Source organism: Kitasatospora sp. NPDC056138 (genome assembly GCF_042264695.1).
Taxonomy (GTDB): Bacteria; Actinomycetota; Actinomycetes; order Streptomycetales; family Streptomycetaceae; genus Kitasatospora.
This window is the reverse complement of sequence record NZ_JBHJVK010000002.1, coordinates 227,049-252,155: the sequence shown is the minus strand read 5'-3', so window position 1 is coordinate 252,155 and position 25,107 is coordinate 227,049. Positions and strand designations below refer to the sequence as shown.

Genomic DNA, 25,107 nt, shown 5'->3' with positions numbered 1-25,107 from the left:
GGCAAGTACTTGTAGGATGACCGGGCAACAGGTTGTAGGACGACTCGTCACCGACCCGGAGGGAGCCCGGCATGACCACTGCGAACAACGACGGTCTTCAGGTTGCCGGGCGGCGCTCGCTCGTCGACGCCACGATCGAGCAGCTGCGGGAGCAGCTGAGCGCGGGCACCTGGCCGGTCGGCGGAAAGATCCCGACCGAGCACGAGCTGGCCGAGCGCCTGCAGGTCGGGCGGAACACCGTGCGCGAGGCGATCCGGGTGCTGGTGCACGCCGGGATGCTCGTGTCGCGCCAGGGCGAGGGGACGTTCGTCCGGTCCACCAGCGACCCGGCCGCCGTGCTGCGCGGCGTACAGCGCTCCGGCGTGCGGGACGTCCTGGAGGTCCGTGCCGCGCTGGAGGCCGAGGCGGCACGGCTCGCCGCACTGCGGCACACGCCGGAGGACATCGCACGGATGCGGGCCGCGCTGGCCCGCGAGGCCGAGGTGATCGCCTCCCAGCCGGAGCGGGCCGACCGGCAGGCCACGGTCGAGCACGACCTCGAGTTCCACACCGCCGTGGTGGAGGCCGCGCACAACCCCGCGCTCACCGAGGTGTACCGCTACTTCGGCGCCTCGGTGCACGAGTCGATGCGGACGGCCTTCGGCGACCACGAGATGCCCGAGGTGGTCGTCGCGACCCACGAGGCCCTGGTGGACGCGATCGAGAGCGGTGACCCCGAGCGCGCCGAGAGCGCGTGTCGCGAGCTGCTCGCGGAGCCGACGGCCGCCGTGGAGCAGCTGCTCGCCACCATCGCCGCGCGGAAGTAGCACCCGGCCGCAGCCGGGAGCAGCGGCGGCACCGCCCCGCGCCCGCAGCCGCCTTCGCCGTCACCCTTCACCCCGTTTCCGCCCTGTCCTGCCCGGAGAGAAAGTCCGCCATGTCGGTCACCAGCGCCCAGCAGCCGGTCGTCAGCCCAGTAGTCCGTACCCGTACGAAGCTCGCCCACCCGGCGCTGCTGCTGATCGGCATCGTGCTGGTCGCGCTCAACATGCGCGCCTGTCTCGCCGCGATCTCGCCGATGGTCGGTGAGATCCAGCGGACCTTCGGGCTCTCCGCGACCGCGAGCGGCCTGATCACCACCGTCCCAGTGCTGTTCCAGGGTGTCGGCGCTCCGCTCACGCCCCGGCTGACCAGGCGTTTCGGCACGGAGCGGGTGGTGCTCGGCGCGGTGCTGGTGCTGGGTGCCGGAGTGCTGCTGCGGGTGCTTCCCTCGGTGGCGGCGCTGTACGCGGGGTGTGTGGTGATCGGTGTCGCGATCGCCGTCCTGAACGTCTCGATGCCCGGTCTGGTGAAGCGCGAGTTCCCGGACAGGGCCGCGACCATGACCGGCGTCTACTCGACCACCATGCTGATCGGCGCCACCCTGGCGGCCGGTTCCTCGGTGCCGCTGGAGAAGGCGCTCGGGGGCGGCTGGGAGGGCTCGCTCGGCATCTGGTCCCTGCTCGCGCTGATCGCGGCGGTCGCCTGGCTGCCCCAGGTGCTGCGTTCCCGTCAGGAGAAGGCGGCGGTGGCCGCCGCACCGGCCGGCCGGCAGATCGAGGGGATCTGGCGTTCGCCGCTGGCCTGGCAGGTCAGCCTCTTCATGGGCATCTCCTCGCTGTTGGTCTACATCCTGGTCGCCTGGATGCCCACGATCCTGGCCGACCACGGCATGGACCGGGGCGAGGCCGGTCTGGTCTTCGCCTTCAGCAACCTGGTACAGGTCGCGGGTGCCTTCCTGGTGCCGCTGGCGGCCGGCCGGATGACCAGCCAGCGCGGGCTGGCCGTCGCGATGGCGGCGCTCAACGCACTCGGGATCACCGTCCTGCTCGTCGCACCGGCCTCCGGCGCCTGGGTCGCGGCGGCCGTGCTCGGTGTCGCCCAGGGCGGGTCGCTCGGCCTGGCGCTGGCCTTCATCGTGCTGCGGACCGGTAGCGCGGCGGGTGCGGCCCAGCTGGGCGGGATGAGCCAGGCGATCGGTTATCTGGTCGCCGCCGCAGGACCGGTCGGTGCCGGTGCCCTGCGCCAGGCGACCGGCGGCTGGGACCTGCTGCTGGTCCTGATGCTCGTCCTCGCCTCGGTCGCCGCCGTGGCGGGCTGGGGCGCGGGCCGCAACCGCACGCTCTGAGCACCGCCCACTCCGGGCCCCGGGGTGCTCACACCGGGTGCTCACACTGCACGGCCGGGGACCGCAGACGCCGGGGGCGGAACAGCGACCTCGAAAAAAATCTCCCAGGAGCGATGAGTTCTGCGCTGCCGTCCGGTCTACACCCGTGACAGGCGCACAGCACAGCCCAAGCAGTGGGAGAACGACATGACCGACACCAGCGACCTCGGCGAGCTCACCATCACCCGCACGGTCGACGCTCCGCGCGAGACGGTGTTCGCGGCGTACGTCCAGCCCGAGCAGTTCGTCCGCTTCTGGGGACCGGTCGGAACGAGTGTGCCGCTGGACAGCGTGACCATCGAGCCCTGGGCTGGCGGGCGGTTCGACAGCACGATGGTCGTCGATGCGACGGGGGACCGCTACCCGCTGAAGGGGGTCTTCCGGGAGGTGCAGGAGCCCGAGCTGTTCTCCTTCGCCGAGGAGGGCACGAGCATCGTGGGGAGCGTGCGCCTGGTCGATCTCGGCGACGGGCGCACCGAGATCGTGCTGCAGCAGACCGGCCTTCCGCCGATGTACCGCTCCCCGGAGGCGGTCGCGGGCCTCAACTCCAGCCTGGACCGCCTGGTCGAGCACCTCGCCGGACGGTAGTCCGGCGGCGGCCCGACCGATCGGGCAGGCCGAGAAACCGGCCGAAAAGCCGGCGGGCGGAGAAGCGCACGGGCAAAGAGGCACCCGGGAAGAGGGGCACACCGGCGGAGAGGGGCGCGGGAAGCCGCGCCCCTCTCCGCCGGTGCGGGCCTACTCCTCGCTCGCGAGGGTCATCCCCGCCAGCTTGACCGAGGCGAAGACGGTGGCCGCGACGGTGATCACGATCAGCAACGGGATCGCCACGCCGAGGGCCACCGGGGCGGTCAGCGAGCCGTCGGCGGCGACCGCCTTGGCCACCGAGAGGCCCCACTGCTGCACGCTGAGGGTCTTGGCCCCGCTGACGAAGTTGCCGACCAGGCTCTCCCAGACCAGCGCGTACGCCAGTCCGGCGACCACCGCGTGCCGGGTGACCACGCCGAGCAGCAGGAAGACCGCACTGTAGGCGGCGCCCGAGACCAGCGTGCCCAGGGTGAAGGCGACGGCCAGGTTGTCCCTGGTGCCGTAGATGATCAGCCCGGCCAGCAGGGTCGGGACCGCCGCGAACACCCAGGTGGTGACGATCGCGACGGCCAGCTTGGTGGTGATGATCTTCCAGCGGGGCAGCGGTTTGGCCAGCAGGTAGACGATCGAGCCGTCGTCGATCTCGGTGGCGATCACACCCGTCCCGACCACCAGGCCCAGGATCGGCACCAGGGTGCCGAGCGAGAGCGTGCCGAGGATGTTGACGGCCAGGTCGTGCTTGTCGACGCCGGAGCCCCGCGCAATCACGGAGATCACCAGCAGCAGCGCCGGGACGACCAGCAGCAGGACGCCGCGTCGGCGGCCCAGCAGGCCGCGTACGGTCAGCCTGGCTACGGTCCGGTTCATGGGTTCCAGCCCTTCCAGTGGAACGCGGGGTCAGGACGCGACGAGGTAGGAGAAGACGCTCTCCAGCGACTCGTCGGCCGGAGAGACGGTGTAGAGGCGGATGCCGGCCTCCTTGGCGACCTTGGGCAGCAGGGTGGTGAAACCCTGGAAGTTGATCGCCTGGATCCGCAGGGCACGCTCCTGCCAGTCGAGTTCGATGCCGGCCGTGGAGCCGTCGGCGATCAGCGCGGCGGCAAGCCGCCGGTCGTCGCTGGAGCGGACCAGGTAGCGGTGCGGCCGGTCGGTCATCAGCCGCCGGATCTTGCGGAAGTCGCCGGAGGCGGCGTGCCGCCCGGCCACCACCACCTCGATGTGGCGGGCCAGTTGTTCGACCTCCTCCAGGATGTGCGAGGAGAACAGCACCGTCCGGCCGTCCGCGCCGAAGCGGCGCAGCAACTCCATCAGGTGCAGGCGCTGACGCGGGTCCATGCCGTTGAACGGCTCGTCGAGCAGCAGCACCGACGGGTCGTGCACCAGGGCAGAGGCCATCTTGACGCGCTGCTTCATGCCCTTGGAGTAGGTACCGGTACGCCGGTCCTGGGCGTACTCCATCTCGACCAGCGCGAGCGCCCGCCCGGCCGCCGCGCCCGGGTCGGCCAGGCCGTGCAGCTCGGCGTTGGCGAGCACGAACTCCCACCCGGTCAGGTAGTCGTACATCGACTCGCGCTCGGGGACCAGGCCGATCTTCCGGTACACCTGCTGGTTGCGCCAGATCGCCTCGCCGTCCAGCGTGACGACACCGGCGGACGGGGCGAGGAAGCCGCTCATCATGTGGATGAGGGTGGACTTGCCCGCGCCGTTCGGCCCGAGCAGACCGGTGATACCAGGGCCGATGCTCATGGACACGTCGTTGACCGCAACGACGTTTCCGAACCAGCGGGAGACCTTGTCGATGGTGATGACAGCCATGTCGACGCCCTCTCAGATCTTCCGGTAGCGGCTGAGCATCAGCCAGTACGAACCGACCACCAGTACGGCGATCTCGGCGGCGAAGACCACCACTCCGAACGTGCCGGGGGCGTGCGTCGTGCGCGAGTCGCCGGCCAGGCCGAAGACCTGGTTGACCAGGCCGTCCACCAGCATCGACGGGGAGAGCAGCGAGGCCCAGTGCGCGGAGTCCGGCACCTCGGCACGCATCCCGCCCGACAGGCCGAAGACGATGCCCGCGATGATCGAGCTGACCACCAGCACACCCATGATCGCGGCGACCCCGAAGCCCCGGCGCGGCGTGCTCGCGGCGATCAGCAGACCCAGCGCCGAGTACAGCACCGCATACAGCGCGGCGGCCACCAGCCCGTAGAGGAAGTGGCCGGTGTTGTGGCCGAACGGCAGCCCGCCGAGGATCGAGCCCACGTAGAGCACCACCAGCGGCACGGTCATCAGGAGCATCATCGCCGCGACCATCGCGCCGAACTTGGCCCGGACGTAGTCGCTCCGGGTGATCGGCCGCGAGAAGTACAGCGGCACCGTGTGGTGCCGCAGGTCACGGGCCATCAGCACCGGGGCCTGGGCGGCCAGGAAGATCTCGATGAAGAGCGAGAAGGCGGACAGGTACTGGGCGTAGTCCAGCGGCAGCTGCTTGCTCTGCTGCATGATCGCGAGCGCGACGATCACCAGGGCGGGCGCGCCCAGCACACCGAGCACCAGCATCGGCAGCACCTTGGACTTGCCCGAGCGGCCGAGGCCGTACGCGGCCCGCAGGCCCTGCACGAACAGCGAGCGGGTGGCGTACGAGCGGCCCAGACGCGGGCCCTGGTACGAGCGGTAGCCGATGTTGTGGATGACGCCGCTGTCGGCGGCAGCCGTCCGGTGGGCCGTGGCCTCAGGAGGCAGCGACATCGTGGGCACCTCCTGCCTCTCGTGCCTCGTCGGTTCGGGTTGCTTCGGTTCGGGTCGTGCCGGATGGGGTCGTGCCGGATGACGCGTCGCCGGTGAAGATCTCGGCGACCCGGTGCCTGCGCTGTTCCAGCCGGACCAGGCCGAGACCCAGGTCGGCGACGGTGTCGCGGACCGTGTCGTAGGTGTCCTCGTCCCTTATCTCGACCAGCAGGACCCGGGAGCCGTCCGGCACGACCGAGAGCCCGGCCTCGGTGAGCCTGGCGCGGACCGCCGCGTCGGAGTCGAAGGCGAGGTCCGTCGGATGGTCGGTGACCTCGACCGCGAGCAGCTGGGTCACCTCGGTGAAGGACGCCGTGGACGAGGAGCGCAGCAGACGCCCCCCGTCGATGACCACCAGGTGGTCGCAGGTGCGCTCCAGCTCACCCAGCAGGTGCGTGGTGACCAGGACGGAGATCCCGAAGTCGCTGTACACCCGGCGGATCAGTGCCAGCATGTCGTCCCGGCCGACCGGGTCGAGGCCGTTGGTCGGTTCGTCCAGCAGCACCAACTGCGGGTCGTGGACGAGCGCCTGAGCCAGCTTCACCCGCTGCTTCATGCCGGTCGAGTAGCCGCCCATCGGCCGGTAGCGCTCTTCGTACAGTCCGACGTGCCGCAGCGTGTCCGCGGTGCGTTCACGGGCGGCGGCGGCCGGGAGGCCGGACATCCGGGCCATGTGGACGACGAACTCGGTCGCGGAGACGTCCGGTGGCAGGCAGTCGTGCTCCGGCATGTAGCCGACCCGCTCGCGGATGGCCGGGCCCTCGGTGGCGATGTCCAGACCGAGCACCTGGCCGGTCCCGGAGGTTGCCGGGGAGAGCCCGAGCAGAATCTTGATGAGTGTGGACTTGCCCGCTCCGTTCGCCCCCACCAGGCCGACGACCCCAGGCTGCACCTCGACGGTGAGCTGGTCGAGCGCCGTGACCCGGGGGAACCTCTTGGTGAGGCCGTCCGTCTTGATGACAGTGGACACGTTCACCAACGTAGTGCGCAGCAGTCGCGCGCGATATGAGCTGGCACGACGAATCCCGGCTGCGTCTGCAGGATGACACCGCGGGCCCTTTCCCCTAGGGGATCGGACCCACGGTGTCGAACGGCGTCAGTTCAGCATGTCGGCCTGAAGGATCGTCACCTGCTGGAAGGCGGAGGCCGGAACGCCCTTCGGATTGCTCATCGCCACCGAGGCGAAGACGTCACCGTTGACCAGGCCGGCCACCCGGCCGACCGGGTCCTTGGCACCACCGGCGGCCCTTCCGGCCGACATCAGCCTGGCCCGGCTGCCCGGCCCCACGTCGATCGGGAGATGGACGTCCGTCAGGGCCGGTACGCCCTTGAGCTCCTCCGTACCGAGGTCACGGTAGAAGGCTCCCGCCTCGGCCTCGGAGCCGAAGGAGAGCAGCCAGATCTCGGTACGGGTCCCGTCCGGTGCGGTCCAGACGCGCCGGGTCGCGGCGCGGCAGGCGTTCTCGTCGAGCAGGGCGGTGGGCTTCGCGGGGGACTCGAAACGGTCCGCGTAGTCCGAGCACTTCGCCCAGGCGGCGCCTGCGGCGGTCGCGGTGCCTGCCGGGGCTGCGGCTGCTGCGGGCGACTCGCTCGCGGCGGAGGCCGAACTCCCGGACGGCGAGGCGCTCGCGGACGGGGCGGCACCTGCGGGCGGGGGCGTGCTCCCCGACGGAGTCGGGCTCGCGGACGCAACCGTACCCGCGGAGGCCGGGGCACCGGATGCGCCCGAGGCACCCTCGGGAGCGGGCAACAGCAGCAGGCGCAGGTCCGCGTAGTGGCGCCGGTTGGCAGGGTCCGCACCCGGCGCGGGCCTACCGGAGGGCAGCGGAGGCAGCGTCAGCGCCGGGAACACGTAGCGTCCGTCGCTCGCGGTCCGCAGTCCGGGAATGTCGGTCCGGGGCCGCGCCATGACCGCGACCGCCGTCGTCGTTCCCGAGAGCAACAGCAGAAGCGCGGCCGCGCCCCAGCGCAACGCGGACGGACGGCGCGGGTTTCGGACGTCCTCGGTGGCGAGCGCCCCGGCGACCGGATCCGTGACCGGAGCGGTGGTCGACTCGGCGGCCCGCCCGGCGGCAGACGCTGAGGCCGACCCGGCGGACGGCACTGTCGACGGCGCTACCGGTGTGTCCCGGCGGGTGTTCTCGGTCATGCGGGTACTCCTGGCAGGGCGAGCCGGTCGAGTTGCCGGCGGAGGAGGGTCACGACCTTGTCCTTGGGCAGCGGCGCGACGCCCTCCACCTGCGCCTCGACCCTGAGGTCTCCCACGACGGCCGAGCAGATCAGCTCGTCGAGCTTATCCCCCGGCGGAGCAGCCGGCAGGTAGCAGTGCGCCTCCTGGTGCCCAGGGATCTGCGGTCCTTCGCGGAACAGCCCGGAGTCCGAAGCCATCGCGCCCACAAAGGCGTTGTCCGCCTTCACCGCGTCCTGTCGGTACTGGAGCAGCCAGATGGTGACCACCAGATCACCGGTGGGCGAGGTGGCGTAACTGCGGACCCCGCCACCCTTCAGCGGCACGTCCTGCCACACCTTGCGCACGCCGTCCCGCAGCTTCTCCGGCATGGTCCTGACCATGTCCTCGGCCCAGGAACCGCGCTGGTCCTCCGTCAGCTCGGTGTCGTTGCCGTACGCCCCGGCGTCCGGTCCGGGCTGGTACCCGGCGGGCATCGGCAGCAGCAGGTCGCGCATCGGACCGACGTGCGTGCCGTCGGGCTCCGCACCGGAGGAGGGCCGCGCCGAGGCGTTCGGCGAGGCGGTGGCCGCAGGCGCCGGGGCGGCAGCGGCGGAAGCCGGGCCGTCGTACCGGACCTTCAGGATGCCGACACCGATCCCGACCCCCAGCAGCGCCGCCGCGACCACCGCCGCGCCCGCACGCAGTGCCAGGCCCGGGTTCGCCCTGGGACCTCGGGGCCGCTCCGCAGCCGGAGCCGGCTCCCGGGGGACGGGGGACGTCGGCTCGGGCCGCTGCGCCCTGGGTTCCCGGCCTGCGGTCCCGGCTGCAGCGGTCTCAGCCGTGTCGGTGGTTCCGGCCGTGGCAGCGGTCCCGGCTGTGTCGGTGGTCCCGGTTGTGGCAGCGGTCTCGCTCATACCAGTCGCTCCCACTGCTGCTCGGCGATGCTCTTGAGCTCATCGGCGGGGACCTGGCTCTGGGAGTAGATGCCGACCACCATCACCACGTTGCCGCGTCGGGCCGTGGCGCTCCCGAAGTAGTAGGTGCTGGTGCTGTCGGCGAAGTGGTTCTTCTCGGTCCGCACCAGGTAGGTGCCGTGCACCGTGCCGTCCAGCTTGAGGCCGGCGGCGTCGCGTTCGGTCCAGTCGATCGCGGAGTAGGCGTGGTCCGCGTCGAACTGGATCAGCTCGACGCGGTAGTTGTTGCCGCCCTTGGTCCAGGCGACCATCGCGTCCCGGCGGAAGCCGTCGCGGACCAGCTGCGTGAACTCCTTGTCCGCACCCCCGTACGAGCCCGCCTTCGCCCCGACGGTGAGCCAGCCCGAGCCGTCGCCGTGACCGTAGTTGTCCCAGTCGTCCGCGCCGTCGGGCTTGCTGATCAGCAGCTTGCGCAGGTCGCCGTCGATGGCGAGCGGCTTCGGTGCCGCCTCGGCTGCGGCCTCTGCGTCCAGAGCGGTGGTGGGGTAGCTCGGCGCGGCGACGTGCAGCGACGGCAGCGGTGTCTCCGGACGGTCGGCCTGGACCGTGTAGCCGAGCCCGGCGCCCAGCAGCGGGCCCAGCAGCAGGGCACCCACCAGGACCGTCGCGGTGCGCGGGCTGCGCCTGGACCTCGGCTCCGCCTTCAGCCCGGCGGCGGCCTCGGAGTCGGCTTCGAGTCCGGGTTCGGGTTCGGGTTCGGCTTCGAGTCCGGGCTCGGGTCCGGCTTCGGGTCCGGGCTCGGGTTCGGGCTCGGCTTCGGCTTCGGCTTCGTCGAGCGGCACGGCGTCGTCGTCGGAGCCGACCGTCGGCCTCGGGTCCCGGCTCGGGCTCGGGCTCGGGCTCTCACCCAGGCCCTGGCTCGGATCAGGGCTCGGATCGGGCTCGGAAGGCTCTGCGGTCTCGTTGGTGCTCACTGGCTTCTCCGGTACGGCGGGTTGGGCCGCTGTCATGGAAGGGGGGCGGGAATCCGGTGCCTCGGACCTCGGCGAAAGCTCAGCCACCGTCGGACAGCCGCTCGCGTTGGCGCTTCATCACGTCCATCAGCTGGGACTTGTCCGGAGTGCCCTTCGCGAAGACGGTGACCTCGTACTGGACGTCACCGACGTAACCGACCCCGACCAGCCGTCCGGTCCACGCCTCCTGGTCCGGCTTCATCAGGTACCCGTGGGCCTCGCCGTCACCGTCGATGCCGAAGTTCTGACCGCTCCTGAACGTCTCCGACTTCGCGAACTCCTTCGCCATGGAACGCGACTTGAAGCGCAGCAGCCGGGCCTCGACCTCCTGCTTGCCGTCCGCCGTGCGGTACCGGCGCACGGCACCGTCGTCCTGGTAGCCGTACGAGTCCAGCACTGCGGGGATCTCGCCGGAGTTGCTGTACCGGGCCGCGATGTCCTTGACGCTCAACTCGGTTCCGTCGGGCGAGCCGTAGGGCTCGGCGCCGTCCGGCATCGGGAGCAGGAAGTAGCGAATGTCACCGCCGTGCGTATCGCCGTTCACGGTGCCGTGCAGGGTGCTGCCCGGCGTGGGCTCAACCGACCCGCTCGGGCTCGGGGCCGAGCTCGGGCCGGCACTCGGAATCGCGCTCCGGGCCGGTGACGGTGCCGAGGTCGCGGCGGCGGCGGCGGTGGGCGTGGGCGTGGGCGCTGCCCCGGCAGCGGTGGTGGCCGTGGCTCGGACCGTGGAGTGGGCTGCCGGCTTGCCCACGGCGACGGTGACAGCTGCGCTGGTCGCGGTGACCGCGAGCAGACCGACCGCCGCCAGCGCGACGCCCGCGGCACGCGGCAGCCTGCGCGCGAACGCGAGCACAGGCGACCCGGGCCCGGGCGGCTCGGACGCGGGTGACTCGGGCTCGGTCGCAGGCGGCTCGGGCGCAGGCGCGCCGGGCAGCTCGTCGGTGGACGACGCTCCGTCCGACAACGCTCGGTCGGACGGCGCTCGGTCGGGCGCGGACAAGGGATTCCCCCCAGCAGGAATGGATGGCGCCGCGCGCGGTCCTCGGCCCAGGCCACCCCCGTCGGCTCCGCAGAGACCGACCGCACCACGTTCAGCAGGAACTGTGAGAGTCCGTCAAGCACTCCACCGACACGATAGTCCCTGACAGTCGGGCCACCGGCCGACCGATCGGACACCTCGCGACCGAACCGCGACGGGCTCCCCCGCACAGCAGGGCGCCGGGGTGCCCGTCGGGACACCCCGGCGCCCTTCCTCCGGCAGGTCTCAGCCCAGCTGCGCCAGGCCCTCGGTGGCGATCTCCTCGAAGACCGCGAGGTCGTTCTCGAAGATCGAGTCCGGCACCGGCCAGTGGATGACCAGCTCGGTGATGCCGATCTCCTGGTACGTCCCCGCCCAGTCGACGAACGCCCCCACCGACTGCAGCGGCTTCTCCGCGGTCGACCCCTGCAGCAGCACCTTCTCCAGGGTGGCCGCGTCCCGGCCCTGCGCCTCGCAGGCCGCCGTCAGCTTGGCGAGCTGTGCCGCGATGACCGCGGGCGCCTGCTCCACCGGTACGTCCGCCGGGCCGCGCGGGTCGCCGTACGTCACCCAGCCCTGCCCGTACTCCGCCGCGAGCCGCAGACCGCGCGGACCGGTCGCCGCCACGTAGAACGGCACCCTGGGCCGCTGCACGCAGCCCGGGATGTTCCGTGCCTCCACCGCCGAGTAGAAGCGGCCCTCGTCCGTCGTGGCGTCCTGCGTCAGCAGCTTGTCCAGCAGTGGCAGGAACTCCCCGAACCGGTCCGCCCGCTCCTTCGGCGACCAGGGCTCCTGTCCCATCGCCGTCGCGTCGAACCCGACCCCGCCGGCCCCGATCCCCACCGTCAGCCGCCCGCCGGAGATGTCGTCGACCGAGACCAGTTCCTTCGCCAACGTGACCGGGTGCCGGAAGTTCGGCGACGTCACCAGCGTCCCCAACCGGATCCGCTCGGTCGCCGCAGCAGCCGCCGTCAGCGTCGGGACCGCCCCGAACCACGGCTCGTCCCGGAACGACCGCCACGACAGGTGGTCGTACGTGTACGCGGCATGGAACCCGAGGTCCTCGGCGCGCTGCCAGATCTTCTGTCCTTCGGCCCACCGGTGGATGGGGAGAATCACGGTGCTCAGACGCATACTGCCGACCCTACGCTTTCGCTCCGGAGGATGATGAGGTCCGGGCAACCCGCCGCGACGTCACCTGCGTGACCGCTACCGTGGCGCCATGGGTGTTCTGGGCAAAGCCGAGCTTGAGGCCATGATCGATGAGGCAACCGTCGACGCCTACGGCGAGGACGAGCAGCTGACCGGCTTGTTCACCATGGTCGAGGAGAACCTCGCGGTGCCGTTCATCACGGCGGTCCTCGGAGTCGAGGTGACCGTGCGCGGCGTCGACCTCGGTCAGGACGGCCGGATCGTCGCGCTGTGCTCTCGCGGCCCCGATCGACAGAGGATCGGGATCCTGGACCTGCCGATGCCGACCCCTGCCCCGGGCGGCGCCGAGTGGATCGAGGCCTACCGGTACTGGGTCGGCTGAGCAGCTCGCGCATCTCTTCGGAACCGGATTGCGAGGGAAGGTACGACGTGGCGGAGGCCGTACGGGACGCGAATCACGGCATCGATGAGCGCTCGCTCATCGATCTCATCGAGCGCAGCGCCGAGTTGAAGGGGGATCTGGTCAGCTTCGGGCAGAGCGCGCGCTTCGACCGGTGGCTAACTCCGCTCCTGCTGGAGGCCGCGGGCCCGGAGCGGCTGCTGGACGAGGGTGAAGCGGTCCAGATCATCGACCACTTCATCCTGCGGTACCGCCTGCCGGACGGTGCGACCGTGGTGGACCGATTCGTCGCGTCACGGCGGGACTTGAGTGAGGTCGATCGGGAGATGCTGCTCGGCTGGCGTGACCCGGTCGAGGGAATCTTCGAGGTCCAGCGCAAGGACGGGGATGCGGTCGTCCTGCTGAACCTGGTCGACGACTTGGAGTACCGCGTGTACTCGAACGTCGGGTCGAGGGCCTTCCGCGGAGTGTCCAAGGGAGGCTTCCTCCTCACCTGCCTGGTGCCTGTCCACTCGGCCGACGGCGTGTGGCTGATCTCCGGGATGATGTCGTCCTACCCGAAGTCCAGCGCCACCGAGGTCGCCCAGGCCGCAGTCCAACTGGCGACCAGCCAACCCGAACTGGTCTTCCGCAACCCCGAGAAGATCGAGCAGGGGTGGGAGTGGATGCGGGAGGACCGGGCCGCGTTCGTCGAGTTCTCCGGCGCCGACGAACTGGTCCTTCCCCCAGCCGAAGCCGCGAAGCACCTCAACGCCTACTACCGGCACCGGCAGGAGACCGCCATCGCCGAGCACCCTGATCGCGCGCGAGGCAGGCAGCTCCCGGGCCTCGACTTCCCGGCCTTCGAACTGCCGCAGGACCTCGCGGACTCGGACACCGTCGGTGTCATCTACGACGAGGTCGACGGACTCAACTTCTACGCGGACTACGGGCTCCTGCGGGACCTCTTCGCCGACCCGGCCCTCGCGGGCCGCAGGCAGTACCAGGACCGCCTGCGCACGTACCTGCGCGAAGAGTCGATCGCGCCGCTACCGATCCGCCGACTGGTCGCCGCCTACCCGGAAACCACCGACGTGGTGTTCCGGAAGCTGCTGAGGAAACCCGAATTCACCTGGATCGAGCACGGCGAGGAACTGCTGCGCCGACGCAAGCCCTGGTACTACGCCCAGGAGCCCCGCCCCGGAGTTTCCGTGATCGGCGAGCGCCTCAGCGAGCTCGCCGCCAGCGGCCGACGGCGGAAGCTCAGCAGGGCGCGGCGCGTACCGCGTCAGCCCGATCACCCGTAGGAGCGGATATCGGCCTTGACATTCCCCCGCAGCGACGAAGCACGCAGCGCAAGGCCCGGTACTGCGGCCAGGGGCCCCGCCCAGGTGTCTCCACAGTCGGCTCCCACCTCGGCGAGCTCACCTCCGGCGAGCCGACAATGCAACTCCCCCATCTTCACACACGGCGTAATACACTTCTGCCATGGATGCACCCCGCCGTGGCAAGACCCGTGTCACCAGCGTCTCCCTGCGCGCCGAGACGCTGGAGGCTATTCGCGCCCGCGCCGGGAAGCAGGGCGTCTCCTCCTACATCGAGGAGGCCGTGCAGCGGCAGCTCCAGCGCGAAGCCATCGATGAGTACATCGCCGCCGCCGAGGCAGAGCACGGCCCAGTCGATCCAGCCGAGGTGGCGGCCAGGGCCGAGCGCATCCGCGCTCACCACGCAGCCCACCGTGGCAGCTCCGCTCCAGCGGATGCCGCGTGAGCGGCACTCTCGTTCTCGACAGCGAGGCGCTCTCCAAACTCTCCCGCCGGCACCGCGACATGACCGTGTGGCTGGACGTTGCACGCAACCTCGATCTGCTGATCGTGACGAGCGCGGCGACACTGGTGGAAGCCCGCGACCCGAAAGTGCCGCAGGCCGCGTTCGACCATGCCGTCTCCCTGGCCAAGGTACGCCCCATCACGGAGGAGATCGCACGCACCGCAAGCAAGTTGCTCGCAGCCGAAGGGCTGCACGGCCACACGTACGCCATCGATGCGATGCTCGCGGCCACGGCCCACTTCGAGCGCGGCGACGTCACCATCGTCACGAGCGACACGGACAACCTGCGCCGGCTGTGCCACCCGCGCATCGCAGTCGAGCCGATCTGAACGCCTACGCCGACCCGCTTGCCGCGTCTTCGCAGGTCAGCATGCGATGGGTGAACGAGGCCTGACCGACGTCACCAGCATCCCCAACCGGATCCGCTCGGTCGCCGCAGCAGCCGCCGTCAGCGTCGGGACCGCCCCGAACCACGGCTCGTCCCGGAACGACCGCCACGACAGGTGGTCGTACGTGTACGCGGCATGGAACCCGAGGTCCTCGGCTCGCCGCCAGATCTTCTGCCCCTCGGCCCACCGGTGGATGGGGAGGATCACTGTGCTCAGACGTCCGATGACACGGATCGTGCGGCTGCTCCTGAAGCACCACGCCGTCGAGCACGTGGCCGAACCCAGCGGCTGGGCGGGAACCAGGGACGTCGACCTCTGTGCGCGTGCGGCAGCGGACACCTTTCAGATCGTTGTCACGAACGACACGAAGCAGCTGAGCCGCCCACTCGAGGTGGTCGCCATGGCCGAGTCGAACTGCACCGCATCGAGTACCGTCAGAATCACGAGCACGGCGGGCTGGTGGGTCTCGGTGCGGCTATCGCCACTGTGTGTGCCGGCCTGCCCCATGCCTTGGCTGAACTCGACCAGGCGGACAGCCGGCGCCTGATCTCGCTGAATGCGGTCGACCCGTCCCGGCAGAGCCGCTTGCGGAGCCGGCTCGGGTCCTGATGCAACATCAGGGTCGGTTCGGGGTCCGGTCAGGGCGATCACCGGTACCCCGGGACGAGACGGCGGGACAGGCTGTGACCGGGGCGCCGCACTCGGCGGTGTCGACGGACGCAGGAGTCAACAGTGGGCAAGTTCGTACGACGTGTCTCGGCCCTCGGCCTCGCCTGTGCGGCAGCGGTCGGGACCACGGCCGTGGCCGGTGGGCAGGCCTCGGCGAGTGAGCGGGTGTCGGCGCAGGCCGGACCGCAGACCCTGGACACGGCGGCACTGCAGGCGGCCATCGAGCCGCAGCCGGGGGACGGGGCGGCGGGGGCCATCGCGCGGGTGGTCAAGGGCGGCCAGGTGTGGCAGGGCTCGTCCGGGGACACGGTGACCGGGCGGCACACACCGGTCAACGCGCACTTCCACATCGGCAGCATCTCCAAGACCTTCGAGAGCGTCGTGGCCCTGCAGTTGGCGGCGGAGGGTCGGATCGACCTGGACCAGACCGTCCAGCACTACCTGCCGGGCCTGCTGCCGGACACCTTCGCACCGATCACCGTGCGGGAACTGCTCAACATGACCAGCGGCCTGCCGGACGTCGACCAGGGCGCACCGGAGCACACGGCGGACTACTGGATCGCGCACCGGTCCGACTACCGCACCTTCGATCAGGTCATCCAGGACACCCTGCGCCCCGTCGGCCCCCGCCCGGCTCCCGGCCCTGCCTTCGCTCCCGGTACGGCTCAGCAGTACAACTCCCTGGGCTTCCGGATCGCCGGGAAGCTGATCGAGCAGATCACCGGGAACTCCTTCGGGGACGAGGTCACCAAGCGAATCATCAAGCCGCTGCACCTTTCGCAGACCTCCGTGCCCGGGGACGACACCCGGATGCCCCGCCCGTACCTGCACGGGTACATGACCAGCAGCGAGGGCGAGCCGGTCGACGTCAGCGAGCAGGGCGGCAACCCGTCCAACATGATCTCCACCCCGGCCGACCTGGACCACTTCATCACCGCGCTGTTCCAGGGCCGGCTGCTGCCCGCCGCCCAGCTGGACGAGATGTTCCGGCTGCCCAAGGGCGACGACGGCAAGGTGATCAAGTACTTCGACGCCTCCAACTGCACCGACAGCAAGGGGAATCCGGGCCCGGCCTGCTTCGGCGCCGGGCTGATGGGCAACCCGCTTCCGGACGGTACCGTGCTCTGGGGCAAGACGGGCCACGACCTCGGCTACGCCAACGGCGTGTTCGCCACCCGCGACCTGTCCATGAAGGGCGTCTTCTCGGTCTCCACCACCGACCTGAACAACGGCCGCCCGACCGCGCTCTCCGGCCGCCTGCTGATGGCCGTCCTCAAGCCCGCGGCACACTGACGCCGTCCTCGACCGTCACCGGAGAGGTCACCCTCCTCCCGCTCCCCGCACGGCCCCTGCCCGAGGCCGCCACGCGGGCCGGGGCCGGAACGGGCGAGCAGCGGCGGGCCGGGAGCAAGAGCGGGCACAGGAACGGGAACAGGCGGGGACGAGGTCGGTGCGCGGGCCGAGTGGGCGGCTGTCCGGGTGGGTGGATAGCCTGTCTGGCCGTCAGTACGACTCGGCCACGCATGACCTTGGGGGAACCGCCGCGATGTCCTCGCGCAGACTGCTCACCGCCGTAGTACTCACCGCCGCCGCCTTCGGACTGGCCGGGTGCGGGCCCGACAACGCCGCGGGCGGCAGCTCGGCCGGGTCGTCGGCCGGCACCGCCGCAGCGGCCCCGCAGGCGTCCACTCCGGCGGCGGCCGCGCCGGGCGCCGGCACGTCGAAGGCAGCCACCTCCGGCGGAGCGGCCCCGGACGCCCCCGGCGCGGGTGCGGAGCCCGGTGCGGACTGCACACCGAGCAAGCCCGCAGCGGGCCACCGGATCGTGCAGCCGGTGAAGAAGCCCACCCAGGACACCATGTACGCCAAGGCGACCAAGTTCGTCTGCGACCCCAACGACGGCCACTGGGAGGCGACCGGCGGCGAGACGGCGTACCACTTCGCGCCGACGGTCAAGGCTCAACTGGTCACCGACGCGGTCACGTACCGAACGGTCCCGGTCGGTGAGCTCTGGACGCACATCGGCGACTGCCTGGCCGGCGGCCAGGCAGTGAAGCCCCCGCTGACCTGCTCCGCGTTCCCGGTCTACGACATCGTGCAGGACTCCGCCGGGAAGATCACCGAGATCAAGGAGATCTGGCACTCCTGACCCGACCGGAACGCCCGGCGGCGGTACAGCGGCCGCGAGACGGCGAGCGGCACGGCGCGGCGCGGCGCGGCAGCGACCGTACGCCGGGCGCGCGCCGGGCGGACCGGGACTGCCGGGCGGACCGGACGGACACCGGCCGGGCAGGTACCGGCCGAGTGGGAACCCGGGACGGGGACGACGTCCGACAGTTGAGCGAAGATGGAGCGGTGACCACCAACGCCGTGCGCCCCCGCCTGATCGCCACCGACCTCGACGGCACCCTGCTCTGCCCGAGCGGGACCGTCTCCGAACGGACGGCCGCCGCCCTGACGGCGGCCGAGGAGGCCGGCGTGCAGGTGGTGTTCGTCACCGGTCGGCCGCCGCGCTGGATGCAGCAGCTCGGCCCGCACATCGGCGGCCACGGCGTGGCGATCTGCTCCAACGGCGGGGCGATCGTCGATGTGCGCCGGGGCGAGACGCTGGAGGTCTTCCCGCTGAGCCCGGTGGACGCACTGGCCGCGGTCGCGGCGCTGCGCGCCGCGCTGCCGGGCACCGCGTTCGCCTTCGAGCACCTGGACGGCTTCGCCCGCGAGCCCGAGTACCAGCTCCGGATGTGGGGCGAGAGCGACGACCGTCACCAGCCGGCCGCTCCGGCCGAGGAGCTGCTGGCGCCGGGCGGCCCGGTGCGCGGGCTGTACAAGCTGCTCGCCAAGCATCCCGACCTCGACCCGGACTCCTTCCTCGTGGAGGCCCGCCGGGTCGCCGGGCACCTCGCCGAGATCACCCGCTCGGCACCGGTCGCCCTGCTGGAGATAAGTTCACTCGGCGTCACCAAGGCCAGTACGCTGGCGAGTTGGTGTCGCGAGCAGGGGATCGACCGTTCCGAGGTGGTGGCCTTCGGCGACATGCCGAACGACCTGGAGATGCTGGCCTGGGCCGGGACTTCGTACGCCGTCGCCAACGCCCATCCCGAGGTGCTGGCGGCGGTCGCCCAGCACACCGTCAGCAACGAGCACGACGGCGTGGCGGTGGCGGTGGAGGAACTGCTGAAGCGCCACGCCGGCTGAAGCGGCAAACCGACCGAAGTGACGGGCCGCCCGAAGCGGCAGGCCGGTTGAAGCAGCAGGCCGGCTGGCGCGACCGCTGACTGACCTGACGTCAGAGCAGTGCCGACCAGCGGACGCAGGTGCCCTTGCCGTGCAGGCCCGGCTCGTGCCAGGCGTCGCCGCCGAGGTTCTCGGCACGCCGGGCGAGGTTCTTCAGGCCGCTGCGGCGGCCGCCTTGCGGGATGCCCACGCCGTCGTCGGTGACGGTGAGCAGCACCCCGGGCCGGCCGGCCCGTTCCAGCGACTCGGGGGCGCCCGAGACCGGGTGGCCCTCGGCGTCGAGGTGAACGGTGGCGTCGATCTCCACACCGACCCGGGAGGCGCGGGCGTGCCGGGCCGTGTTGGAGAGCATCTCCCGCAGCGCGGCGAGGAGTTGGCGCCCGGTTCGGTCGCCGACCAGGCTCTCCACCGGTCCGGTGAAGGTCATCGAGGGCTTGAAGCCGAGTGCGGCGGCCGCCTGGCTGCCCTCCCGCAGAACACGCGAGCGGAGGTTGTCGGGCGCGTCGCCGTGGTCGTCGTGCTGGAGCGCGTAGATGGTGGTGCGGACCTCCTGGATGGTGGCGTCGAGCTCGTCTACCGCCTTGCCGATGCCGGCCTGGACCTCGGGGACGATCGCGCGCCGCGCCGCGCCCTCCAGCATCATGCCGGTGGCGAACAGCCGTTGGATCACCAGGTCGTGCAGGTCGCGGGCGATCCGGTCACGGTCCTGGAAGACGGCCAGGCGCTGCTGGTCGCGCTGGCCCTCGGCCAGCCGCAGGGCGAGCGCGGACTGCGAGGCGAAGGTCTGGGCGAGCTGCTTCTCGGTCTCGGTGAACGGCGGTGCGCCGTGGCGGCGCCAGACGCAGAGCCCGCCGAGGACCCGTCCGGCGGCGACCATCGGAACGGCCATCGAGGCACCGAAGTTGCGGGCGAGCCGGATCTCCACCTCGGGGTCGGTGGACATGTCGTCGAGGTAGACGCTCTCGCCGGCCAGCAGCCGGGACGCGAAGCTGCCCTCCGGCAGCAGCTCGCCCCGGACGAACTCGGCCGCCTCACCGGAGGCGTGGGCCACCCGCATCTGGCCGTCGCCGGTGGGCAGCAGGATCATCCCCAGCGCGCCGTCGGCCAGTTCGCGGACCTGCTCGGCGGCCACGGTGAGGGCGACCTCGGCCTCGTCGGTGGAGAGCAGCGCGGTGCTGACGGCGGCGGCCCCGGCGATCCAGCGCTCGCGGCGGCGGCCCTCCTCGTAGAGCCGGGCGTTCTCGATGGCGACCCCGGCCGCGGCGGCCAGGGCGTGCAGCACCTGGGCGTCCTCGGGGGTGAAGGCGCCGCTGCCGCTCTGCTTCTCGGTCAGGTAGAGGTTGCCGAACGCCTCGTCGCGGATCCGGATCGGCTCGCCGATGAAGGACGTCATCGGCGGGTGGTGCAGCGGGAAGCCCGACGAGCGCGGGTCGGTGCTGAGGTCGGCCAGCCGCAGCGGTTCGTGCCGCTCGATCAGGGCACCCAGGATGCCGCGCCCGGTGGGGAGTTGGCCGATCTCGTCGGCGGTCTCGTCGTCGATGCCGATGTGGATGAAGTCGGAGAGCCCGTCGCCCTGCGGGGAGATCACGCCGAGGGCCGCGTACTTGGCGTCGACCAGTTCGGCGGCGGCGGCGGCGATCCGGTGCAGCGTCGCGTGCAGGTCGAGCCCGGCACCGACCGAGACCACCGCCTCCAGCAGCCGCTGCATCCGGTCGGTGACGGCGGCGGCGGACTGGAGGCGCTCGGCGACCTCGGTGACCAGGGTGTCCAGACCGAGCGAGGCGATCTCCGGCACCCGGCGCGGGGTCTGGTCGGCGGCGGCCGGCCTGGCGAGCTCCGGGGCGGCTCCCGCTTGGCCGGCTCCCGTTCGACCAGACCTCGGCTGGCCCGACTTCGCCTGGCCGGGACGACGCCCCGGTTGGGGACGACCCGACCGGGAACGGCCTGCCCGGGGAGGGTCCGGCTGGGGAGGGTCCGGTCTGATCTCCATGCTGTGAGCCTAGTTTGTCCAGGTTTGCCGGGGCTGCTCAGACGGCGGCGAGCAGCGTGTCGGCTCGCTGTTCGCGCCGGTACAGCTCGCCGAGGCGGCTGTCCGGGCGGGCGGTGAGCTCGGACCAGCGGCCACGCTCCACGATCCGGCCGCGGTCGAGGACGATCACCTCGTCCACCGTGCTGTCGTCCAGCCCGGCCAGCCGGTGGGTGATCAGCAGGGTGGTGCGGCCGGCGGTGGCGGCGAGCAGGTCGGCGGTGAGGGCGTCGGCGGTGGGCAGGTCCAGGTGCTCGGCGGGCTCGTCCAGGATCAGCACGGGGAAGTCGGCGAGCAGCGCCCGGGCCAGCGCCAGACGCTGGCGCTGGCCGCCGGAGAGCCGTGCACCGTGCTCGCCCACCATGGTGTCCAGCCCGTCGGGCAGGCTCTCCACCCAGTCGAGCAGCCGGGCGGCGGCGAGGGCGGCCCGCAGCCGCTCGTCGGTGGCGTCCCCGCCGCTCCCCCCGGCCGGAGGCTGGGATACCGAAGGCTGGGTGGGGGCACCCCCGGCCGGAGGCTGGGATGCCGAAGACTGGGTGGGGGCACCCCCGGCCGGAGGCTGGGGGAGGGCCAGCCGCAGATTCTCGCGCAGCGAGCTGTCGAAGACGTACGCGTCCTGGGCGCAGAGGCCGATGGTGCGGCGAACGTCGTCCGAGTCGAGCGCGCGGGTGTCCACAGGCTGTGGACGACTGCCGAAGGTGACCGTCCCCGCGCTCTGGTCCAGGAAGCGGAGCAGCACCTGGGCGAGGGTGGTCTTGCCGGAGCCGGACGGGCCCACCACGGCGATCCGGCGGCCCGGGGTGAGGTCGAGGTCGATGTCGCGCAACGCGTCCTCGGCCCGGCCGGGCCAGCGGGCGGAGAGACCGCGTACCGCGATGGGGAAGGGGTCGGCGGGCGGGGTGGCCGGTGCCGCGGGTTCGGCGACCGGCGGCTCGGCCGCCAGCACCTCGGTGAGGCGCGCCTGGGCGGCCCGGCTGCGCTCGCGGAACTGCACGGCGGTGGACATGCCGGCGACGGCCTCGAAGGCGGCCATCGGGGTGAGCACCACCACGGCCAGGCAGACACCCGGGAGCGTGCCGTTGCCGACACCGCGGACGCCGGCGGCCGCACTCGCGGCCACAGTCAGCCCGGTGACCAGGGCGGTCAGCCCGGCCGAGACGGCGGCGGTGGCGGCGGAGCGAGCGGCCAGGGCGGTCAGCCGACGGTCGGCGGTGCGGGTGGCGGCGAGACGGGCGGGCAGGGCACCCGCGACGGTCAGTTCGGCGGTGCCGGTGAGAGTGTCGACCACCGATGCCGCCAATTCGCCCCTGGCGGGCGCCTGTTGGCGCTCGGTGCGGCCGGAGAGGCGGACCGCGAGGGCGGGGACGGCGGCCCCTGCGAGCAGCAGGCCGAGGGCCAGCAGCGCACCCGCGAGCGGAAGGAAGGCGGCCAGCGCGGCGGCGGAGCCGAGCGAGACCAGCAGTGCGACGGCGGCGGGCAGGCGCCAGCGCAGGTGGTGGTCCTGGACGGCGTCCACGTCGGCGACCAGGCGGGAGAGGAGGTCACCGCGGCGGAAGGCGGGCAGGGCGGCCGGGGCGAGCTGTTCGAGTCTGCGGTAGACGGCGGTGCGCACGCCGCCGAGGGCTCGCAGGACGGCGTCGTGCGAGACCAGCCGCTCGGCGTAGCGGAAGAAGCTGCGGCCGATGCCGAAGGCACGGACGGAGGTGACGGCCATCATCAGGTACAGCACCGGGGGCATCTCGGAGGCGTACGAGATCAGCCAGCCGGAGGTGGCCATCAGGGCGACGGCGCAGCCGAGCGCGAGGGAGCCGAGCAGGACGGCCGGTGCCAGCCGGGGCTTGGCCGGCGCCGTGGGCGGTGCCCCGGGGGCGCGGTGGTCCGTACGGGTCGGGAGGTCGTGGTGCCGCACCGGCTCGGGGAGAACGGCCCGCACCGCCTCGACGGGATCGCGGGGCGCCCCTTGCTCTCCGGAGCCCGGCCGAAGCGGGTGGCCTTCCGAGTCGCGCGGCTCCCCGCACCCCCGGGGGAAGGCCCCCCCGGATTCGGTGCGGGCCGACTCGGGCGGTTCCGCGTGCCCCCGGGCGGGGGCGGTCAGGTGGTGGCGGTGGGTCGCGGTGGCGAGGAGGGCGGGGCGGTGGGCGACCAGGAGGACGGTGCGGCCGGCCAGGTTGCGGACGGCTTCGACGACGGCGGCCTCGCTGGCGCCGTCCAGGTTGGCGGTGGGCTCGTCCAGCAGGACCAGGGGGCGGTCCGTCAGCAGGGCCCGGGCGAGTGCGAGGCGCTGGCGCTGGCCGGCGGAGAGGCCGGTGCCGCCCTCGCCGAGCCTGGTGTCCGGGTCGGCGAAGTCGGTGGCGTGGGCGGCGGCGAGGGCGGCCCTGACCTGGTCGTCGGTGGCGTCGGGACGGGCCAGGCGGACGTTCTCGGCGATCGTCCCGGCGAACAGGTGGGGGTGCTGCGGCACCCAGGCGATCTGGCTGCGCCAGCTCACCGGGTCGAGGTCGGCGAGGTCGTGCCCGTCGACCAGGACCCGGCCCGAGTCGGGTCGGGTGAAGCCGAGCAGGACGGAGAGCAGGGTGCTCTTGCCCGCGCCGCTCGGCCCGGTGAGCGCGGTCGTGCAGCCCGGTCCGAGGGTCAGCGAGAGACCGGCCAGGGCGGGCGCGGTCCGGCCCGGGTGGGTGACGCCCACTGCGTCGATCGTGATGACCGCCCCGGCCAGCGCGGGGGCGGGGGTGGTGCCGCCTGCGGGCAGCGGGGTCTGCAGGACCTCGAAGATCTGGTCGGCGGCGCTGAGCCCCTCGGCGCTGGAGTGGTAGAGCGCTCCGACCTGCCGGATCGGGAAGTACGCCTCGGGCGCCAGGATCAGGACCAGCAGTCCGGTCTCCAGGTCGAGGCTGCCGTCGACCAGCCGGAACCCGATCGAGACGGCGACCAGGGCGACCGAGAGGGTGGAGAGCAGTTCCAGGGCGAAGGAGGAGACGAAGGCGATCCGCAGGGTCTTCAGGGTCGCCCGGCGGTACTCGTCGGTGATCCTGGAGATGGTCCGGGCCTGGGCCTTGGCGCGGTTGAAGACCTTGAGCGTGGGCAGCCCGGCGACCACGTCCAGGAAGTGGTGCGAGAGCCGGGAGAGCGAGGCCCACTGCCGGTCCATCCGGGCCTGGGTGGCCCACCCGATCAGCACCATGAAGAGCGGGATCAGCGGCAGCGTGCCGGCGATGATCGCTGCGGAGCTCCAGTCGGCGCCGAGGATCCGGGCCAGCACCACCACCGGGACGACCACGGCCAGCGCCAGCTGCGGCAGGTAGCGGGCGAAGTAGTCGTCCAGGGCGTCGACGCCCCGGGTCGCGAGCGCGGTGAGCTCACCGGTGCGGCGGCCGGAGAGGTACGCCGGGCCGAGCGCCGTGGCGTGGTCGAGCAGCCGCTGCCGCAGGGTGGACTTCACCGTGGCGACCGAGCGGTGCGCGGTCAGCTCGGTCAGCCAGGCGACCGCCGCCCGGCCGGTCGCGGTGGCGACCAGCCAGAGCAGCGGGGTGGTGAGGTCGTACGCGTGCCGCTGGAAGGCCCGGACGACGATCTCGGCGATCAGCGACGCCTGGACCACCACCAAGGCCGCGCCGAAGGCGCCGAGGACCACCGATCCGGCGAGGAAGGCGCGGGTGGTGCGGGCGTACCGCAGGAGCCGGGGGTCTACGGGCTTCATGCGCGGTCTCCTGGCTGCTCGGGTACGCGGCGGTTCAGTGGTCGGCGCTCTGGGCGGCCGGGATGTGCTGGACGCCGATCCGCTTGCGGAACACCCAGTACGTCCAGCCCTGGTAGAGCAGCACCAGCGGGGTGAAGACCGCCGCGATGACGGTCATCAGCTTGAGCGTGTAGGGCGAGGAGGCGGCGTTCTCCACGGTCAGCGACCAGCTGCCGTCGAGCGTCGAGGGCATCACGTCCGGGAAGAGCGACAGGAAGAGCACGGCGACCGCGGCCACCACGGTCAGCCCGGAGAAGGTGAACGCCCAGCCCTCGCGGCCCGCCTGGTTGGCCGCCAGCGCGGCGGCCAGCGCCGCCACCGCGACGACCACCGCGGCCAGGCTCCGGCCGTTGCCCTGGTGGAGCTGGGTCCAGACCAGGAAGCCCGGCGCCAGCACGGCCGTGGCCAGGCCGAGCCACAGGGCCGTCGCGCGGGCCCGCTCCCGGATCTCACCGACCGTCTTGAGCGAGGCGAACACCGCGCCGTGGAAGGTGAACAGCACCAGGGTGACCAGACCGCCGAGCAGCGCGTACGGGTTGAGCAGGTCGAGGAGGCCGCCGACGTAGTTCTTGTGCCGGTCGATCGCCACACCGTGCACGATGTTGGCGAAGGCCACGCCCCACAGGAAGGCGGGCAGCAGGGACGTCCAGAAGATGGCGTGCTCCCAGTTGCGCTGCCAGCGCTCGTCGGTGCGCTTGGCCCGGTACTCGAAGGCCACCCCGCGGACGATCAGGCAGACCAGGATCACCAGCAGCGGAACGTAGAAGCCGCTGAACAGGGTGGCGTACCAGTCGGGGAAGGCGGCGAAGGTGGCACCGCCGGCGGTGAGCAGCCAGACCTCGTTGCCGTCCCAGACCGGGCCGATGGTGTTGATCAGGACCCGGCGTTCGGCGGTGTTCCTGGCGAGCAGCTTGGTGAGCACGCCGATGCCGAAGTCGAAGCCCTCGAGGAAGAAGTACCCGATCCACAGGACCGCGATCAGGATGAACCAGACGTCGTGGAGTTGCATCTCGATGTCCT

The 25,107-nt window shown here is 71.9% G+C and carries 23 protein-coding genes and 1 pseudogene; 10 read left to right on the top strand and 14 right to left on the bottom strand.

Annotation, left to right across the window (positions count from 1 at the left end):
* Positions 1–71 precede the first annotated feature (71 nt).
* The 3 genes from ACFC1R_RS02660 to ACFC1R_RS02650 all read left to right on the top strand — a co-directional run bounded on the left by ACFC1R_RS02660 (position 72) and on the right by ACFC1R_RS02650 (position 2,773).
* A complete protein-coding gene (locus ACFC1R_RS02660) occupies positions 72–806 on the top strand; it encodes a FadR/GntR family transcriptional regulator (protein WP_375931458.1) in 735 nt (244 codons plus the stop codon).
* 110 nt (positions 807–916) lie between these two features.
* The gene (locus ACFC1R_RS02655) at positions 917–2,146 is read left to right on the top strand and encodes a CynX/NimT family MFS transporter (protein WP_375931455.1); all 1,230 of its coding nucleotides are present in this window, start codon (positions 917–919) and stop codon (positions 2,144–2,146) included.
* Between the two features lie 186 nt (positions 2,147–2,332).
* Positions 2,333–2,773, top strand: coding sequence for an SRPBCC domain-containing protein (locus ACFC1R_RS02650; RefSeq protein ID WP_375931452.1), 441 nt, complete (start codon positions 2,333–2,335; stop codon positions 2,771–2,773).
* Positions 2,774–2,923: 150 nt separating this feature from the next.
* Here the strand turns inward: ACFC1R_RS02650 and ACFC1R_RS02645 are convergent, their stop codons facing one another.
* The 9 genes from ACFC1R_RS02645 to ACFC1R_RS02605 form a co-directional block, all read right to left on the bottom strand.
* Positions 2,924–3,640, bottom strand: a complete 717-nt coding sequence (locus ACFC1R_RS02645) for an ABC transporter permease (protein ID WP_375931449.1) — start codon at positions 3,638–3,640, stop codon at positions 2,924–2,926.
* A gap of 30 nt (positions 3,641–3,670) precedes the next feature.
* Positions 3,671–4,588 (bottom strand): ABC transporter ATP-binding protein, encoded by a 918-nt coding sequence (locus ACFC1R_RS02640; protein ID WP_375931446.1) that lies wholly within the window; start codon positions 4,586–4,588, stop codon positions 3,671–3,673.
* Positions 4,589–4,600: 12 nt separating this feature from the next.
* Positions 4,601–5,518 (bottom strand): ABC transporter permease, encoded by a 918-nt coding sequence (locus tag ACFC1R_RS02635; RefSeq protein ID WP_375931443.1) that lies wholly within the window; start codon positions 5,516–5,518, stop codon positions 4,601–4,603.
* On the bottom strand, positions 5,502–6,551 hold the full coding sequence (locus ACFC1R_RS02630; RefSeq protein ID WP_375931660.1) for an ABC transporter ATP-binding protein: 1,050 nt from the start codon (positions 6,549–6,551) through the stop codon (positions 5,502–5,504). Before ACFC1R_RS02630 ends, ACFC1R_RS02635 begins: the two co-directional genes overlap by 17 nt.
* A gap of 102 nt (positions 6,552–6,653) precedes the next feature.
* Positions 6,654–7,706 (bottom strand): hypothetical protein, encoded by a 1,053-nt coding sequence (locus ACFC1R_RS02625; RefSeq protein ID WP_375931440.1) that lies wholly within the window; start codon positions 7,704–7,706, stop codon positions 6,654–6,656.
* Positions 7,703–8,641, bottom strand: coding sequence for a hypothetical protein (locus ACFC1R_RS02620; protein ID WP_375931437.1), 939 nt, complete (start codon positions 8,639–8,641; stop codon positions 7,703–7,705). The genes ACFC1R_RS02625 and ACFC1R_RS02620 overlap by 4 nt, the downstream gene beginning before the upstream one ends.
* Entirely contained in the window at positions 8,638–9,615 is a 978-nt protein-coding gene (locus tag ACFC1R_RS02615) for a hypothetical protein (protein WP_375931434.1), read from the bottom strand. Before ACFC1R_RS02615 ends, ACFC1R_RS02620 begins: the two co-directional genes overlap by 4 nt.
* Before the next feature lie 79 nt (positions 9,616–9,694).
* Positions 9,695–10,507 carry a hypothetical protein gene (locus ACFC1R_RS02610; protein WP_375931431.1) on the bottom strand — a complete coding sequence of 271 codons (813 nt, stop codon included), beginning with the start codon at positions 10,505–10,507 and terminating at the stop codon, positions 9,695–9,697.
* Positions 10,508–10,918: 411 nt separating this feature from the next.
* A complete protein-coding gene (locus tag ACFC1R_RS02605; RefSeq protein WP_375931428.1) occupies positions 10,919–11,806 on the bottom strand; it encodes an LLM class flavin-dependent oxidoreductase in 888 nt (295 codons plus the stop codon).
* 121 nt (positions 11,807–11,927) lie between these two features.
* Here ACFC1R_RS02605 and ACFC1R_RS02600 point away from each other — a divergent pair, with 121 nt between their 5' ends.
* From ACFC1R_RS02600 to ACFC1R_RS02585, 4 genes are all read left to right on the top strand, one after another.
* On the top strand, positions 11,928–12,206 hold the full coding sequence (locus tag ACFC1R_RS02600) for a hypothetical protein (protein ID WP_375931425.1): 279 nt from the start codon (positions 11,928–11,930) through the stop codon (positions 12,204–12,206).
* Between the two features lie 47 nt (positions 12,207–12,253).
* Entirely contained in the window at positions 12,254–13,510 is a 1,257-nt protein-coding gene (locus tag ACFC1R_RS02595) for a hypothetical protein (protein ID WP_375931422.1), read from the top strand.
* Positions 13,511–13,691: 181 nt separating this feature from the next.
* On the top strand, positions 13,692–13,973 hold the full coding sequence (locus ACFC1R_RS02590) for a hypothetical protein (protein ID WP_375931419.1): 282 nt from the start codon (positions 13,692–13,694) through the stop codon (positions 13,971–13,973).
* On the top strand, positions 13,970–14,362 hold the full coding sequence (locus ACFC1R_RS02585) for a type II toxin-antitoxin system VapC family toxin (protein WP_375931416.1): 393 nt from the start codon (positions 13,970–13,972) through the stop codon (positions 14,360–14,362). Before ACFC1R_RS02590 ends, ACFC1R_RS02585 begins: the two co-directional genes overlap by 4 nt.
* A 45-nt stretch (positions 14,363–14,407) precedes the next feature.
* Here ACFC1R_RS02585 and ACFC1R_RS02580 read toward each other — a convergent pair.
* Positions 14,408–14,647: pseudogene (locus ACFC1R_RS02580) on the bottom strand (LLM class flavin-dependent oxidoreductase); the annotation flags it as partial.
* A 117-nt stretch (positions 14,648–14,764) separates the two neighbouring features.
* On the bottom strand, positions 14,765–15,073 hold the full coding sequence (locus ACFC1R_RS02575) for a hypothetical protein (RefSeq protein WP_375931413.1): 309 nt from the start codon (positions 15,071–15,073) through the stop codon (positions 14,765–14,767).
* An 81-nt stretch (positions 15,074–15,154) separates the two neighbouring features.
* Between ACFC1R_RS02575 and ACFC1R_RS02570 the strand changes: the two genes are divergently transcribed.
* From ACFC1R_RS02570 to ACFC1R_RS02560, 3 genes are all read left to right on the top strand, one after another.
* Positions 15,155–16,384, top strand: a complete 1,230-nt coding sequence (locus ACFC1R_RS02570) for a serine hydrolase domain-containing protein (protein WP_375931410.1) — start codon at positions 15,155–15,157, stop codon at positions 16,382–16,384.
* Between the two features lie 253 nt (positions 16,385–16,637).
* Complete coding sequence (locus ACFC1R_RS02565) at positions 16,638–17,240, top strand: hypothetical protein (protein ID WP_375931407.1); 603 nt, start codon at positions 16,638–16,640, stop codon at positions 17,238–17,240.
* A gap of 206 nt (positions 17,241–17,446) precedes the next feature.
* Positions 17,447–18,286, top strand: a complete 840-nt coding sequence (locus tag ACFC1R_RS02560; RefSeq protein WP_375931404.1) for an HAD family hydrolase — start codon at positions 17,447–17,449, stop codon at positions 18,284–18,286.
* 91 nt (positions 18,287–18,377) lie between these two features.
* Here ACFC1R_RS02560 and ACFC1R_RS02555 read toward each other — a convergent pair whose 3' ends face one another.
* The 3 genes from ACFC1R_RS02555 to cydB all read right to left on the bottom strand — a co-directional run bounded on the left by ACFC1R_RS02555 (position 18,378) and on the right by cydB (position 25,096).
* Positions 18,378–20,120 (bottom strand): GAF domain-containing protein, encoded by a 1,743-nt coding sequence (locus ACFC1R_RS02555; RefSeq protein ID WP_375931401.1) that lies wholly within the window; start codon positions 20,118–20,120, stop codon positions 18,378–18,380.
* A 232-nt stretch (positions 20,121–20,352) separates the two neighbouring features.
* On the bottom strand, positions 20,353–24,048 hold the full coding sequence (gene cydD, locus ACFC1R_RS02550; RefSeq protein ID WP_375931398.1) for a thiol reductant ABC exporter subunit CydD: 3,696 nt from the start codon (positions 24,046–24,048) through the stop codon (positions 20,353–20,355).
* Positions 24,049–24,082: 34 nt separating this feature from the next.
* Positions 24,083–25,096, bottom strand: a complete 1,014-nt coding sequence (gene cydB / locus ACFC1R_RS02545; protein ID WP_375931395.1) for a cytochrome d ubiquinol oxidase subunit II — start codon at positions 25,094–25,096, stop codon at positions 24,083–24,085.
* Positions 25,097–25,107 lie beyond the last annotated feature (11 nt).

What these genes read in the sequence shown, in the direction of transcription:
- ACFC1R_RS02600 (WP_375931425.1), top strand. Translation starts at nt 11,928, where the DNA reads ATGATCGATGAGGCAACCGTCGACGCCTACGGCGAGGACGAGCAGCTG.
- ACFC1R_RS02625 (WP_375931440.1), bottom strand. Translation starts at nt 7,706, where the DNA reads ATGACCGAGAACACCCGCCGGGACACACCGGTAGCGCCGTCGACAGTG.
- cydD (WP_375931398.1), bottom strand. Translation starts at nt 24,048, where the DNA reads ATGAAGCCCGTAGACCCCCGGCTCCTGCGGTACGCCCGCACCACCCGC.
- ACFC1R_RS02605 (WP_375931428.1), bottom strand. Translation starts at nt 11,806, where the DNA reads ATGCGTCTGAGCACCGTGATTCTCCCCATCCACCGGTGGGCCGAAGGA.
- ACFC1R_RS02645 (WP_375931449.1), bottom strand. Translation starts at nt 3,640, where the DNA reads ATGAACCGGACCGTAGCCAGGCTGACCGTACGCGGCCTGCTGGGCCGC.
- ACFC1R_RS02565 (WP_375931407.1), top strand. Translation starts at nt 16,638, where the DNA reads ATGTCCTCGCGCAGACTGCTCACCGCCGTAGTACTCACCGCCGCCGCC.
- ACFC1R_RS02655 (WP_375931455.1), top strand. Translation starts at nt 917, where the DNA reads ATGTCGGTCACCAGCGCCCAGCAGCCGGTCGTCAGCCCAGTAGTCCGT.
- ACFC1R_RS02660 (WP_375931458.1), top strand. Translation starts at nt 72, where the DNA reads ATGACCACTGCGAACAACGACGGTCTTCAGGTTGCCGGGCGGCGCTCG.
- cydB (WP_375931395.1), bottom strand. Translation starts at nt 25,096, where the DNA reads ATGCAACTCCACGACGTCTGGTTCATCCTGATCGCGGTCCTGTGGATC.
- ACFC1R_RS02620 (WP_375931437.1), bottom strand. Translation starts at nt 8,641, where the DNA reads ATGAGCGAGACCGCTGCCACAACCGGGACCACCGACACAGCCGGGACC.
- ACFC1R_RS02590 (WP_375931419.1), top strand. Translation starts at nt 13,692, where the DNA reads ATGGATGCACCCCGCCGTGGCAAGACCCGTGTCACCAGCGTCTCCCTG.
- ACFC1R_RS02640 (WP_375931446.1), bottom strand. Translation starts at nt 4,588, where the DNA reads ATGGCTGTCATCACCATCGACAAGGTCTCCCGCTGGTTCGGAAACGTC.
- ACFC1R_RS02650 (WP_375931452.1), top strand. Translation starts at nt 2,333, where the DNA reads ATGACCGACACCAGCGACCTCGGCGAGCTCACCATCACCCGCACGGTC.
- ACFC1R_RS02635 (WP_375931443.1), bottom strand. Translation starts at nt 5,518, where the DNA reads ATGTCGCTGCCTCCTGAGGCCACGGCCCACCGGACGGCTGCCGCCGAC.